Origin of the sequence: Mycobacterium marseillense (assembly GCF_010731675.1) — a bacterium.
GTDB classification, from domain to species: Bacteria; Actinomycetota; Actinomycetes; order Mycobacteriales; family Mycobacteriaceae; genus Mycobacterium; species Mycobacterium marseillense.
The window spans coordinates 4,833,823-4,847,239 of the sequence record NZ_AP022584.1; the positions used below are offsets into that span (position 1 = coordinate 4,833,823).

Here is a 13,417-nt window from a genome sequence, read left to right on the forward strand (position 1 = left end):
GGCGACGAGCGGACCAGCGACTATCCTGATACCCGATCGTCGCCCGTTCGGCCTCCCGGCCACGCCGCGCGACATGCCGAACCGCAAGCCACAACGAGGAGTCAGGCCCGACCATGGCCGTACCCAAGCGCAGAATGTCGCGCGCGAACACCCGTAGCCGGCGCGCGCAGTGGAAGGCCGAGAAGACCGAACTGGTCGGTGTCACGGTCGCAGGTCAGCGGCACAAAGTGCCGCGCAGACTGCTCAAGGCCGCTCGCCTCGGTCTGATCGACCTTGACCGCCGCTGACTCGATGGCGGCGGCCCGCCGCGCCCGGCTTTGCCGCGCTTGCGACCGCCGCTGACTCGATGGCGGCGGCCCGCCGCTAGCGCCAAACCGGCGCGCCTCTCAGGTCAGTCTCAGGCGGTGGGACGAAACTAGGGGCCGTGCGAATACTGGTCGTCGACGACGATCGCGCCGTGCGCGAGTCGCTGCGTAGGTCGTTGTCCTTCAACGGCTACTCGGTTGAGTTGGCCCATGACGGGGTCGAAGCCCTCGAACTGATAGCAAGCGATCGCCCCGATGCGCTTGTCCTGGATGTGATGATGCCGCGGCTGGATGGCCTCGAGGTGTGCCGCCAGCTCCGCAGCACCGGTGATGACTTGCCGATCCTGGTGCTCACGGCGCGTGATTCGGTCTCCGAGCGGGTCGCCGGCCTGGACGCCGGCGCCGACGACTATCTGCCGAAGCCGTTCGCCCTGGAAGAACTGTTGGCCCGGATGCGCGCGCTGCTGCGCCGGACCAAGCCGGAGGACGAAGCCGAATCGGTGGCGATGAAGTTCTCAGACCTCACCCTGGACCCGGTGACCCGCGAGGTCACCCGCGGGGAGCGCCGGATCAGCCTGACGCGCACCGAATTCGCGTTGCTCGAAATGCTGATCGCCAATCCGCGCCGCGTGCTCACCCGCAGCCGCATCCTCGAGGAGGTATGGGGATTCGATTTCCCCACCTCGGGCAATGCGCTGGAGGTCTACGTGGGCTATCTGCGCCGCAAAACCGAAGCCGACGGTGAGTCCCGGCTGATCCACACCGTGCGCGGCGTGGGTTACGTCCTTCGGGAGACGCCGCCGTGACGATGCAATCCCAACGATGATCAAATTCCCCCGGCCGCCGCGCCCACCCATGCGCCCACCGCTGCGCGCAGCCCCGTCGCTGTCGTTGCGGTGGCGGGTCATGCTGCTCGCGATGTCGATGGTCGCAATGGTCGTGGTGCTGATGGCGTTCGCCGTCTACGCCGTGATTTCGGCCGCGCTGTACAGCGACATCGACAACCAACTACAGAGTCGGGCCCAACTGCTGATCGCCAGCGGTTCACTGGCCGCGGACCCCGGCAAGGCGATCGAGGGCACCGCCTATTCGGACGTCAACGCGATCCTGGTGAACCCGGGCCACGCGATCTACACCGCCCAGCAGCCCGGACAGACGCTGCCGGTCGGTCCGCCGGAGAAAGCGGTCATCCACGGCGATCTCTTCATGTCGCGGCGTACCGCCGGCGATCAGCGAATCCTTGCCGTCCACCTGCAGAACGGCACCTCGTTGCTGATCTCCAAGAGCCTCAAGCCAACCGAGGAGGTGATGAACAAACTGCGCTGGGTGCTGCTGATCGTCGGCGGCGTCGGGGTGGCGGTCGCCGCGGTCGCGGGCGGCATGGTCACCCGGGCCGGGCTGCGCCCGGTGGGTCGGCTGACCGAAGCGGCCGAACGCGTCGCCCGCACCGATGACCTGCGACCCATCCCGGTGTTCGGCAGCGACGAATTGGCCCGGCTCACCGAGTCGTTCAACCTGATGCTGCGGGCGCTGGCCGAGTCGCGGGAACGGCAGGCGCGGCTGGTCACCGACGCGGGGCATGAGTTGCGCACCCCGCTGACGTCGCTGCGGACCAACGTCGAGCTGCTGATGGCATCGATGGAACCGGGCGCGCCGCGGCTACCCGAACAGGAAATGGTCGACCTGCGCGCCGACGTGCTCGCCCAGATCGAGGAATTGTCCACGCTGGTAGGCGATTTGGTGGACCTCACCCGCGACGACGCCGGCCAGGTGGTGCACGAACCGGTCGACATGTCCGATGTGGTCGACCGCAGCCTGGAGCGAGTCAGGCGGCGCCGCAACGACATTCACTTCGACGTCGACGTGACGCCGTGGCAGATGTACGGCGACGCCGCGGGCCTCTCGCGTGCGGTCCTCAACCTGTTGGACAACGCGGCCAAGTGGAGCCCGCCGGGCGGCCACGTCGGCGTCACCATGCGGCAACTCGACCCGTCACACGCGGAGCTGGTGGTCGCCGACCACGGCCCGGGAATTCCACCGCAAGAGCGCCGGCTGGTGTTCGAACGGTTCTATCGTTCGACGACGGCTCGGGCCATGCCCGGCTCCGGTCTCGGGCTGGCGATCGTCAAGAAGGTGGTGCTCAATCACGGCGGCTTGCTGCGCGTCGAGGACACCGTCCCCGGCGGCCAACCCCCGGGTACCTCCTTCTATGTGCTGCTGCCCGGACGGCCACTGCCACCGACGACATACCCCCCGTCCGACCCGGAGAGCGGCCAGGTAGACGCCGCGACGGACCCGGGTGTGCCGGTGGCCGGCGACGAGGCGAACTCTGGGGAATCGGCGAACGTAATCTCAGTGGACTCTCAGTCCGCGCGGGCAAGGTAGGTCTGCGGCTACTGTTGAACCCAGCCGTCGACTTGCCGAAACACTGAGATAGAGGAAGAGCGACTTAGCGACATGACGAATGACCCGAGGTATTCGCCACCGCCGCAGCAGCCGGGATACCCTCCCGCGCCGAATCAGACTGCGCCCGTCCCGAGCCATGCGGGGTCCTCAGGCTATGCCCAGGGGCAACAGCAGCCGTACAACCAGCAGTTTGACTGGCGCTATCGGTCGCAGCCGACGCAGACGACTCAGTTCCGTCCGCCGTACGAACCGTTCGGCAACAGTGGTCCCGGCCGGATCCCCGGGGCGGGCCCGCTACCCGGAGGCGCCGGCGCTGGCCCGATTCCGGGCATGCTGCCCGGAATGCCGGCCGCACCGGAACCGCGAAAGCGTTCTCGCGCAGGGCTTTTGACCGCCGGAGCGTTGGCCATCGCGGTCGTGTCGGCCGGTATCGGCGGTGCGGCGGCGACGGCCATCGAGCTCGGCGACCACGCGTCGGGCAGTGGCGGCGGGCGCGTTGTGGGAGCGGCGCCCAGTGTGCCGGCCGCGAACATGCCGCCGGGCAGTGTCGAACAGGTGGCCTCCAAGGTCGTGCCCAGCGTCGTGATGCTCGAGACCGATATCGGGAGAGCATCCGAAGAAGGCTCCGGCATCATCCTCTCGACCGACGGGCTGATTCTGACCAACAACCACGTGGTCGCGGCCGCGGCGGGACCGCCCAAGGGGCCCAGCGCGCCTCCCGGGGCTCCGCTGCCTCCCGGGGGTCCGGGCGGGCCGGGCGGCCCGACGCCGAAAACCACGGTGACCTTCTCTGACGGTCGCACCGCCCCGTTCACGGTGGTCGGCACCGACCCCACCAGCGACATCGCCGTGATTCGTGTGCAGGGTGTGTCCGGGCTCACGCCCATCTCGCTGGGCTCCTCGTCGGATCTGCATGTCGGTCAGCCGGTGGTGGCGATCGGGTCGCCGTTGGGCCTGTCGGGCACGGTGACCACCGGGATCGTCAGCGCGCTAAACCGGCCCGTGTCCACGACCGGTGAGTCGGGCAACCAAAACACCGTGCTGGACGCGATTCAGACCGACGCCGCGATCAACCCCGGTAACTCCGGCGGTGCGTTGGTCAACATGAACGGCCAACTGGTGGGCGTCAACTCGGCCATCGCCACCCTGGGCGGCGAGTCGCCGGACGCTCAGAGCGGCTCGATCGGTTTGGGTTTCGCGATACCGGTCGATCAGGCCAAGCGCATCGCCGACGAGCTGATCGCTACGGGCAAGGCCTCCCACGCCTCGCTCGGCGTTCAGGTGACCAGCGACAAGGGCGCCCCGGGCGCCAAGGTCGTCGACGTCGTCGCGGGTGGCGCGGCCGCGGCCGCGGGCGTGCCGAAGAACGTGGTCGTCACCAAAGTCGATGACCGCCCGATCAACAGCGCCGACGCGTTGGTGGCCGCGGTGCGGTCCAGGGCACCCGGTGACAAGATCACGCTGACGTTCCAAGACCCCGCCGGCGGCGGCAGCCGGACTTTGCCGGTGACTCTCGGGAAGGCGGACCAGTAGTGAGAGTGGACGAACCCTCGGCGACGGGGTTGTCGGAGCTCGGATATACGGTTGCACCCATGGAAACGGGTGCGGAATTGGTAGTTGGCCGGGCTCTGGTCGTGGTGGTCGACGATCGCACCGCGCACGGGGATGAGGACCATAGCGGCCCGCTGGTGACCGAGCTGCTCACCGAGGCGGGGTTCGTCGTCGATGGGGTGGTCGCGGTCGCCGCCGATGAGGTTGAGATCCGCAATGCGCTGAACACCGCCGTGATCGGCGGCGTGGATCTGGTCGTCTCGGTCGGCGGCACGGGTGTCACCCCGCGCGACGTCACCCCGGAGGCCACCCGCGAGATCCTGGACCGCGAAATCCTGGGGATCGCAGAGGCGATCCGTGGCTCGGGGCTGTCCGCGGGCATCGTCGACGCCGGTTTGTCACGCGGTCTGGCCGGGGTCTCCGGCAGTACGTTGGTGGTCAACCTGGCCGGCTCCCGCTATGCGGTGCGCGACGGAATGGCGACGCTAAATCCGTTGGCGGCTCAGATCATTGGGCAGTTGTCGAGCCTCGAGATTTAAGGCCCGGCCCCGAAAGCGCGTTATCGCGATTCGGCCTCCGCGCGGGGCCCATGCTCCGGTGGGGGTGTGGTCGTCACGCTGCCGTGCTTGCCCGACGAGTCGCCGTTGGTCTGCGCGAGCAGGTCGCGGATTTCGGTGAGCAGAACGACCTGCGCATCGTCGGCCGGCTCGACCTGTCCGCGTTTGCGCAGCGTGGTGTATGGCAGCACAACCAGGAAGTAGACCACCGCGGCGATGATGATGAAGTTGATCGCGGCGGACAGAACGTTGTTCAGGTCGATGGTCTGGCCGCCCCCGATGCCGATCCGCAGGATGCCGAGGTTGGATTGCTGGTTGACGCCGATCCGGTTGATCAACGGTTTGATGATGCTGTCGGTGAACTGCGTGACCAATGCGGTGAAGGCAGTACCGATGACCACCGCAGTAGACAGGTCGACGATGTTGCCCCTCGAGAGAAACTCCTTGAACCCTTTGAGCATTGGGAATGGCCTTTCTGGGACTGGACAGAGTTTGCTACAGGACGCATGGTCCCCCGCGGGCAGGCACTCAGTGCAGAGTGAGCGTCACAGTCTGGCCCAGCGCCGAGCCCGCCACCGTGTTCGCCACACGAGCCGGCAGCGCAACCAACACTACGCGGTCACCATCGGCGGCCTGGAGCTTTTCTTTGGCGGACACGAGGACCACGACGGCGTCCGTGGCCACCACCTTGGGGGCGGCGTGCGGGGTTTCCGACGCACCCGTCGCTGGGGCGGCCAACACGTCGACCACATCTCCGGCCCGGACCAGGTCGCTCAAGGCGCCGTCGGCCAGGTGTAGCGGCACGATGCGGGCCCCCGGTCCCGCCTTCGACCCGATCGCCGCGTCGGCCAGCCGGCTGCCCAGTAACCGGACGTCGGTGAGCACCTCGCCGCGGCGGGCCGGGCTGGCCAGCGTCGAACCCACCACCCCGCCCAGGTCGCTGCGTGCTCCGTCGGGAACCGTTGCAGCCAAACGCTTTTCGAGCCGAACGTCAGCGGCGGTCAGCGCGTTGCCGGGCCGCAGGTCTTGGTTGGCGACCACCACCTGCGCGTAGTCACCGGCGGGATTGGAACGCAGCGTCGCGATTCCGGCCAGCACGACCAGCCCGCCCGCCGCCACCCGGCGGGCCAGCACGGTGCGAGTCCAGTCCGGTCGCAACCACAGTGACAGCCGGCTCAATGCGCTTGGGTTCAGCGATGATTCGCCCACGCCGCAACGCTAGGCGCAACGCGACGCTCGGGTCGCCGGTCAGCGACTCCCGTGTGGATAACCCTCAGTTGGTGGCGGCGGCGGTCGACGGTGTGGAGCTGCTGCTCGACTTGTCGCTCGAGCCGGATTTGTCACTGGAACTGGACTTTTCGCTCGAACTCGAGCTCGATCCCGACTCGCTCGACGAGGAGCCGTTGGTGGAGCCGCTCGACTTCTTGCCGGACTCGCGGCTGTCGGTGCGGTAGAAGCCGCTGCCCTTGAACACCACTCCCACGGAGTTGAAGCGCTTGCGCAGCCGACCCGAGCAGCGTTCGCACGTGGTCAGCGCGTCGTCGGTGAAGGCCTGCACGATGTCGAAGCGATCGTCGCACTCGGTGCACTGATAGCTGTAAGTCGGCACGAAAACCTCCGGATGATTGCAAACCTGGTTAGCACTCTAGCGTCCCAAGTGCTAGAACCGCCACGTGACATGTCTCATTCCCGACGTGTCAGTGCGAATCGAGGGCGATCAGTCCTCGCTGCGGCGTGAGCGCGTGGGTCATCAGGACGTCGTGCGGACCGGCCGGGATCTCGTCGAGCACCTCCGCGTCGCGGACGAGCGCGACCAGGGGGACGTGGGGGTCGCGGCCGCCCAGCGAGCGGTCGTAGAAGCCCCGGCCCCGGCCCAGCCGCACGCCGCCGCGGTCGACGGCCAGCGCCGGCACCAGCACCAGGGCGGCCTCCGCCAGGGCCGACGCCGGCAGCCACGGCTGCGGGGGTTCGAGCAATCCCCACCGGCCGGTGGTCAGCGTGCCGGGCCGGTATTCGCCCCAGGACAGCGGCACCGGCGTGTTGTCGGCGGTCGTTCGCGCAACCGGCAGCAGCACCCGCCCGGCGCGCCGCAGCAACATGTCCAGCAACTCGATCGAGCCCGGCTCGGTGCCCACCGGCACGTAGGCGCAGACCGTGCTGTCGCTGGTCACAATGCTTTCCGGGGCTTCCAGCTTTTCCCGCAGCAGGTCCGCCTCGGCGGCTCGAACGTCGTCGGCAACGCGGCGCCGGGCCGCGAGTAGCTGTTCGCGCAAGGCGGCCTTGCCCGTGGTTGCCATGCGTCAACCATGACAGCCAGGACTTTGCCCGCGCCACATCGACTCGGCAAAGCGGATGCGGGTTATCGTGTGAACGATGTCATGCCCAAACGTGGTGGTGCCACGCACTGCAGTCGTGCCCGCCGCCGGTCTCGGTACCCGTTTCTTGCCGGCGACCAAAACGGTCCCCAAGGAACTGTTGCCGGTGGTCGATACCCCGGGCATAGAACTGGTCGCCGCCGAGGCGGCCGAAGCCGGCGCCGAGCGGCTGGTGATCATCACCTCCGAGGGCAAGGACGGTGTCGTCGCGCATTTCGTCGAAGACCTGGTACTGGAAAGCACCTTGGAGGAGCGCGGCAAAACCGCGATGCTCGACAAGGTTCGCCGCGCCCCACGACTGATCAAGGTCGAGTCCGTCGTGCAGAGCGAGCCGCTGGGGCTGGGTCATGCGATTGGCTGCGTGGAATCGCGGCTGTCCGATGACGAGGATTCGATCGCGGTGCTGCTGCCCGACGACCTGGTGCTGCCGACCGGCGTGCTGGGGACGATGTCGAAGGTGCGGGCCCACCACGGCGGCACCGTGTTGTGCGCCATCGAGGTGACTCCCGAAGAGATCAGCGCCTACGGCGTTTTCGACGTCGAGCCGGTGCCCGACGACGAGAACCCCGACGTGCTTCGGGTCAAGAGCATGATCGAAAAGCCCAAGGCCGAGGACGCGCCGTCGCTGTTCGCCGCAGCCGGCCGATATGTGCTCGACCGCGCCATCTTTGACGCGTTGCGCCGCATCGAGCGCGGGGCCGGCGGCGAAGTCCAACTCACCGACGCGATCGCGCTGCTGATCTCGGAAGGCCATCCGGTGCATGTGGTCGTGCACCGCGGATCTCGACACGACTTGGGAAATCCTGGCGGCTACCTCAAGGCTGCGGTTGACTTTGCATTGGATCGTGACGACTACGGCCCGGATTTGCGGCAATGGTTGGTGGCGCGATTGGGCCTGGCCGGGCAGTAGCCCGGCGATAACTCGGCCGGCGGGCCGCCCGCCCGTCAGGCATTTGAGGGCGGCGCCCGTCAGGGCATTGAGGGCAGAGAGGCGCGCTGTGCGTTCTGTGGAAGAGCAGCAGGCCCGGATCACGGCTGCCGCGGTGGCGCCGCGGCCCATACGTGTGGCGATCGCCGAGGCGCAGGGATTGCTGTGCGCCGAAGAGGTGGTGACCGAGCGCCCGATGCCCGGTTTCGATCAGGCCGCGATCGACGGTTACGCGGTGCGCAGCGTCGACGTCCTCGGCGTCGGCGAGGTGGGCAACGACCGGCTACCCGAGCCGATCGACGATTCACCCGAGAACGACGCGCGCGACGGGCTGGTGCTGCCGGTGATGGGCACCGTCGAGGCCGGTTCGCGCACGCCCAGCCGCCTGCAGCCCCGCCAGGCCGTCCGCGTGCAGACCGGCGCCCCGCTGCCCACCCTGGCCGACGCGGTCCTGCCGCTGCGGTGGACCGACGGCGGGACCTCGCGCGTGCGGATCTACCGCGGCGCGCCGTCGGGTGCCTACGTGCGCCGCGCCGGCGACGACGTCCAGCCGGGTGACGTCGCGGTGCGCGCCGGAACGGTCATCGGTGCGGCCCAGGTCGGTCTGCTGGCCGCGGTCGGCCGTGAACGGGTGCTGGTCCACCCGCGGCCGCGGGTCACGATCATGGCGTTGGGCGGCGAACTGGTCGACATTTCCCGCACCCCGGGAAACGGGCAGGTCTACGACGTCAACTCCTATGCGCTGGCGGCGGCGGCCCGCGATGCCGGCGCCGAGGTCAACCGCATCGGGATCGTCGGCGGCGGCCCCAAGGAGCTCCGCGACATCATCGAGGGCCAGATCAATCGCGCCGAGGTCATCGTCGTCGCCGGCGCCGTCGGGGGCGCGGCGGCCGAAGTGGTGCGCTCGGTGCTCTCCGAACTCGGCGAACTCGAGGTCGTCCGGGTCGCGATGCATCCCGGGTCCGTTCAGGGCTTCGGTCAGCTGGGCCGCGAGGGCGTTCCGACGTTTCTGCTGCCCGCCAACCCGGTCAGCGCGCTGGTGGTCTTCGAGGTGATGGTGCGCCCGCTCATCCGGTTGTCGCTGGGCAAGCGCCAGCCGATGCGCCGCATCGTGCAGGCCCGCACGCTGGCGCCCATCACGTCGGTGGCCGGACGCAAGGGCTATTTGCGCGGCCAGCTGATGCGCGACCAGGAGAGCGGGGAGTATCTGGTGCAGGCACTCGGCGGCGCCCCGGGCGCGTCGTCGCACCTGTTGGCCACCCTCGCCGAAGCCAACTGTCTGGTGGTGGTGCCCAGCGGCGCGGAGCAGATTCGCACCGGCGAGATCGTCGATGTCGCCTTCCTGGCTCAGCGCGGCTGAGCGGAACGACTGCGTCCACGGTGAATCTGTTGCGCTCCAATTCTCGTCATCCGGGCTGGCCCATGAGCGTTGGGCCACTGCGGGTTCCGGCGGGGGTGGTCCGGCTGCGGGCGGTGCGGCTGCGCGACGGCGCGCAGTGGAGCCGGATCCGGCTGAGCGATCGTGCCCATCTGGAGCCGTGGGAGCCCAGCTCCGAGGGCGATTGGACGGCCCGGCATGCCGTCGCCGCCTGGCCGGCGCTGTGCTCCGGGCTGCGGGCGGAGGCGCGGCAGGGACGGATGTTGCCCTACGTCATCGAACTCGACGGCCAGTTCTGCGGCCAGCTCACGGTCGGCAACGTCACTCACGGCGCGTTGCGATCGGCGTGGATCGGCTACTGGGTGCCGCGGTCGGCCACCGGTGGCGGGGTGGCGACCGCGGCCTTGGCCCTCGGGCTCGATCACTGCTTCGGGCCGGTGATGCTGCACCGGGTGGAGGCCACCGTGCGCCCGGAAAACGCCGCGAGCCGGGCCGTATTGGCAAAGGTGGGGTTCCGGCAGGAGGGCGTGTTGCAGCGCTACCTGGAAGTCGACAAGGCGTGGCGCGATCACCTATTGATGGCCATCACCGTCGAAGAGGTCACCGGATCGGTGGCATCGGCGCTGGTCCGCGCCGGTAATGCCAGTTGGGTATGACCGCCGCCTATTAAGTAGGCGCGGAGGAGACGCTCCGAAGAGACCGAATTTTTGCCGATTTGGGACTAGCGCGACACGAGTGACTCGTGGTGCTTGTGGGAGGCAAATTACAGGTGTGTAATTGTCCTGGTCGTCATGACCCGGCCGCGTTGGCCACCGATGGGCTTCGCGGGGGATGAGAACCGAAGAGAGCAGGTCATCATGCCAAGCATCCCGCAGTCGTTGTTGTGGATATCGCTCGTGGTGCTGTGGCTGTTCGTCCTGGTGCCGATGCTCGTCAGCAAACGTGACGCGGTGCGGCGAACCAGCGACGTGGCGTTGGCGACCCGAGTCCTCAACGGCGGGGCCAACTCTCGGCTGATCAAGCGCAACGGCCCGGCCGCCGGCCATCGCAGCGATCCCGACTGGCAGCCGCCGGAAGACTCGGCCGACACCGATCTCGACGAGGAGCACGACGACCACGACCGGGAGACGGACGACACCGACACCGACGAGCTGAGCCGCCGGCGCCCGGTGGTCATGAAGATGGCCATGGACGAGGCGGCCGAGGCAGCCGAGGCCGACGAGCCCGACTACCTCGACGTCGATGTGGTTGAGGATTCGGCCGCACTTCCGGTGGGGGCCAGCGCTTCCGCCGCCGAGGACCTCGACGACGAATTCGTCGAGGCCGACGAGGCTGACGACGTCGACACCGAGGCCGTCGCCAAGCACGACGACGAGGACCGCTACGAGTACGTCGAGGACTCGTCCGGATTGGAGCCCGCCGCCGATGGCGAGGACGACGACGACGAGGTGCCGGCGCCGATGCCGCGCAGCGCTGCCCGCCGGCGCCGGCTCGACGCTAAGAACGCCGCCGCGGTCAGCGCGCGCAAGTACGCCTTCCGCAAGAAGGTCTTGATGGTGATGGCGGTCTTCCTGATCGGCTCGGCCACCGCGGCGTTCAAGGTCTCGCCGAGTGCCTGGTGGGTGTGCGGCGGCGCGATCGGTATCACCCTGCTCTACCTGGGCTATCTGCGCCGTCAGACCCGGATCGAGGAGAAGGTGCGCCGCCGCCGGGCGCAGCGGATGTCGCGGGCGCGCCTCGGCGTCGAGAACGCCTACGACCGCGACTACGACGTGGTCCCGTCGCGGCTACGCCGCCCGGGCGCGGTGGTGCTGGAAATCGACGACGAGGACCCGGTCTTCGAGCACCTGGATTACGCGATGGCGATGCGGACCTACGGTTGGCCCCGCGACTTGCCGCGCGCCGTCGGCGAATAGCGCTCGCATTTCGGCGGTTGGTGCCGCGACTGGTAGCCTGCTAGCGGTCAGGGGCTATGGCGCAGTTGGTAGCGCGACTCGTTCGCATCGAGTAGGTCAGGGGTTCGATTCCCCTTAGCTCCACCCAGTTTGAGCAGTTCAGGGCCTATAGAGGCCGTTAGGGAACTTCCGCGGTCCGCAGAGCGTCCGCAGTAAGTTGGATTGCCGCGTCCAGGCGGTCCGCAACTTCGTCCAGGTCTTCGTCGAACAGGTCCGCGTAGGTATCGAGAGTCATTGAAGCCTTCGCGTGGCCCAGCATCCGTTGAACGGCTTTCACGTTGGCACGCACACTGACCGCGAGGCTGGCTGCCGTGTGCCTCAGATCGTGCGGAGTGATGGTTGGGAAGCTGGCGTCCACAGCCTGACACCTCTGGACAGCGGGACGGAACACCCGCGTCCGCCAGTTGGAGTTCCTTAGCACGCCGCCGCGTAGGTCGGTGAACACCAGATGATCGCGAGCCTTGCCGATCATCAGTGAGGCCAACTCCTCGGCGAGTACGGCGGGAAACGGCACGGACCGCCGCTCCCACGACTTCGGCGTACTCCATTGCAACCCGCCAGATTCCGTGACGGACCGCGATACATTCACGCGGCGGCGCAGCATGTCGAAGTCCTGGACACGCAACGCGGCCATTTCCCCCCAGCGGAGTCCGGTGTAGGCGAGGAACCGAACGACCTCGGGATCGCGCTCGACTTGCGACGCCAGGGCGGCGACCTGTTCGTGACTGAGGTAGCCACGGTCGGCATGCTTGCGCTTGGGGAGCTTCACTCCATCGCACGGGTTACGAGCAATTCGGTTGTCCTCGACCGCAGCTCCAAGAACCTGCCGCAGCACACCGAATGCGTTCTCGATAATCGGGGTTCCGGTGCCCTCGGCGACCATTGCTGCAACCCATCCGCGCACGGCGGACGACCGAACGTCGGCGACGAGCACGTCGCCCCAGTGCGGTTCGACACGGCTGTTCCAAACGCTGCGACGCGATGCTGCCGTCTTGGCCGAGATATGCGACTGCGCAGCGAACCACGTCTGATAGACAGCCGACACAGTGACCCGACCGGCTGACGGCTCGATATACGTCCCGGTGACGAGCTTCGCTGTCACCTCGGAGTCGAGGAACTTCTGCGCGTCCGACTTACGCTGGAACCCCTTGGCGCGTTCGGCTCCGTTGTCGTCAATAAACCTTGCCCGCCAACGCATCCCCTTGCCGTAGTTGGCGCTCCGCACCGACTGGACATTCCCATGCGCGTCGCGGATGCTCTTCGTCCAACGGTCCTCCACACCGCTGCGCGGATTACGCTTCTGAGCCATCGCGAGCCTCCTTCGCTGCTGCGTCGTTCATCGCCAGCACGAGCTTCTCTATCTCGCCGAGGAAGTAGGCGTGGTCCTCTGCGGCGGAGTAGAGCTGCTTTCGCGCTCGTTCCGACAGCTCGCGAGCGCGTTCCAGCAGGTCCTGTTTCTCGCGCAGGCCCACCGGTTGGCTGTCGCGGGACCACCAAGGAGCATCGTTCGGAAGCGACAATTCGAATACCGCCATGACGGGCATGTCGAAGACTGCCCCGAGGGCAGCGGCCTCGGCGACGCGTAGCGGTCGCGCCCCACGCTCGATTTTGGCGACAGTCGTTTGATGCATTTCGAACCCCTCATGGCGGAGCGTTTCGGCCACCTCCTCTTGTGACCAGTTGCGGTCAAGCCGCCAGCCGCGAACAACCTCTCCGAATCTCTTTTCCCACGATTCATGCGCCGCGCGCCGCTGAGCGAGGTTGTTAATCGAGATGTCGGCGGCCTCCGGCGGCAGCTTTTCGCGCAGCTCGCGGGCATATTGCTGGTTTTCAACCGCTGCGAGGGCGGATCGGTCGGGGATACTCACGCTGTAAGCCTATGCGTGAAACGCTTGTGTTTCAAGCCTATCTGGACTGGGGCGTGCTACCGTAGGGTCACCCGGCGCTTGAAGGTCAAGCGTT

The 13,417-nt window shown here is 67.7% G+C and carries 15 protein-coding genes and 1 tRNA gene; 10 read left to right on the plus strand and 6 right to left on the minus strand.

Annotated features, from left to right (window positions below; all coding sequences use genetic code 11):
• Positions 1 to 113: 113 nt before the first annotated feature.
• From rpmF to G6N26_RS22665, 5 genes are all read left to right on the plus strand, one after another.
• Positions 114 to 287 (plus strand): 50S ribosomal protein L32, encoded by a 174-nt coding sequence (rpmF, locus tag G6N26_RS22640; RefSeq protein ID WP_003872812.1) that lies wholly within the window; start codon positions 114 to 116, stop codon positions 285 to 287.
• Positions 288 to 424: 137 nt separating this feature from the next.
• Entirely contained in the window at positions 425 to 1,111 is a 687-nt protein-coding gene (gene mprA / locus G6N26_RS22645; RefSeq protein WP_008254065.1) for a two-component system response regulator MprA, read from the plus strand.
• 16 nt (positions 1,112 to 1,127) lie between these two features.
• Positions 1,128 to 2,690, plus strand: coding sequence for a HAMP domain-containing sensor histidine kinase (locus G6N26_RS22650; protein ID WP_083018056.1), 1,563 nt, complete (start codon positions 1,128 to 1,130; stop codon positions 2,688 to 2,690).
• A 72-nt stretch (positions 2,691 to 2,762) separates the two neighbouring features.
• Complete coding sequence (locus tag G6N26_RS22660; protein WP_083018058.1) at positions 2,763 to 4,244, plus strand: S1C family serine protease; 1,482 nt, start codon at positions 2,763 to 2,765, stop codon at positions 4,242 to 4,244.
• A gap of 59 nt (positions 4,245 to 4,303) precedes the next feature.
• The gene (locus G6N26_RS22665) at positions 4,304 to 4,801 is read left to right on the plus strand and encodes a MogA/MoaB family molybdenum cofactor biosynthesis protein (RefSeq protein WP_067167795.1); all 498 of its coding nucleotides are present in this window, start codon (positions 4,304 to 4,306) and stop codon (positions 4,799 to 4,801) included.
• Positions 4,802 to 4,821: 20 nt separating this feature from the next.
• Here G6N26_RS22665 and mscL read toward each other — a convergent pair whose 3' ends face one another.
• The 4 genes from mscL to G6N26_RS22685 all read right to left on the minus strand — a co-directional run bounded on the left by mscL (position 4,822) and on the right by G6N26_RS22685 (position 7,116).
• Positions 4,822 to 5,280 carry a large-conductance mechanosensitive channel protein MscL gene (gene mscL / locus G6N26_RS22670; RefSeq protein WP_067167793.1) on the minus strand — a complete coding sequence of 153 codons (459 nt, stop codon included), beginning with the start codon at positions 5,278 to 5,280 and terminating at the stop codon, positions 4,822 to 4,824.
• A gap of 67 nt (positions 5,281 to 5,347) precedes the next feature.
• Positions 5,348 to 6,028 carry an SAF domain-containing protein gene (locus G6N26_RS22675; protein WP_083018060.1) on the minus strand — a complete coding sequence of 227 codons (681 nt, stop codon included), beginning with the start codon at positions 6,026 to 6,028 and terminating at the stop codon, positions 5,348 to 5,350.
• Positions 6,029 to 6,092: 64 nt separating this feature from the next.
• Positions 6,093 to 6,428: an FmdB family zinc ribbon protein gene (locus tag G6N26_RS22680; RefSeq protein WP_067167790.1), complete on the minus strand. Its 336-nt coding sequence runs from the start codon at positions 6,426 to 6,428 to the stop codon at positions 6,093 to 6,095.
• A gap of 88 nt (positions 6,429 to 6,516) precedes the next feature.
• Complete coding sequence (locus G6N26_RS22685) at positions 6,517 to 7,116, minus strand: 5-formyltetrahydrofolate cyclo-ligase (protein ID WP_067167782.1); 600 nt, start codon at positions 7,114 to 7,116, stop codon at positions 6,517 to 6,519.
• A 76-nt stretch (positions 7,117 to 7,192) separates the two neighbouring features.
• On the opposite strand from G6N26_RS22685, the gene G6N26_RS22690 reads away from it, so the two are divergent.
• The 5 genes from G6N26_RS22690 (at position 7,193) to G6N26_RS22710 (ending at position 11,539) form a co-directional block, all read left to right on the plus strand.
• Positions 7,193 to 8,104, plus strand: a complete 912-nt coding sequence (locus tag G6N26_RS22690; RefSeq protein WP_067167780.1) for a UTP--glucose-1-phosphate uridylyltransferase — start codon at positions 7,193 to 7,195, stop codon at positions 8,102 to 8,104.
• A gap of 88 nt (positions 8,105 to 8,192) precedes the next feature.
• Positions 8,193 to 9,482 carry a molybdotransferase-like divisome protein Glp gene (glp, locus tag G6N26_RS22695; RefSeq protein WP_067167777.1) on the plus strand — a complete coding sequence of 430 codons (1,290 nt, stop codon included), beginning with the start codon at positions 8,193 to 8,195 and terminating at the stop codon, positions 9,480 to 9,482.
• A gap of 20 nt (positions 9,483 to 9,502) precedes the next feature.
• On the plus strand, positions 9,503 to 10,156 hold the full coding sequence (locus G6N26_RS22700) for a GNAT family N-acetyltransferase (protein WP_179960252.1): 654 nt from the start codon (positions 9,503 to 9,505) through the stop codon (positions 10,154 to 10,156).
• A gap of 201 nt (positions 10,157 to 10,357) precedes the next feature.
• Entirely contained in the window at positions 10,358 to 11,416 is a 1,059-nt protein-coding gene (sepX, locus tag G6N26_RS22705) for a divisome protein SepX/GlpR (protein ID WP_083018088.1), read from the plus strand.
• 50 nt (positions 11,417 to 11,466) lie between these two features.
• Positions 11,467 to 11,539, plus strand: a tRNA-Ala gene (locus tag G6N26_RS22710).
• Positions 11,540 to 11,573: 34 nt separating this feature from the next.
• Here the strand turns inward: G6N26_RS22710 and G6N26_RS22715 are convergent.
• A complete protein-coding gene (locus tag G6N26_RS22715) occupies positions 11,574 to 12,764 on the minus strand; it encodes a tyrosine-type recombinase/integrase (protein WP_083018062.1) in 1,191 nt (396 codons plus the stop codon).
• Complete coding sequence (locus G6N26_RS22720; RefSeq protein WP_083018064.1) at positions 12,748 to 13,323, minus strand: helix-turn-helix transcriptional regulator; 576 nt, start codon at positions 13,321 to 13,323, stop codon at positions 12,748 to 12,750. Before G6N26_RS22720 ends, G6N26_RS22715 begins: the two co-directional genes overlap by 17 nt.
• Positions 13,324 to 13,417 lie beyond the last annotated feature (94 nt).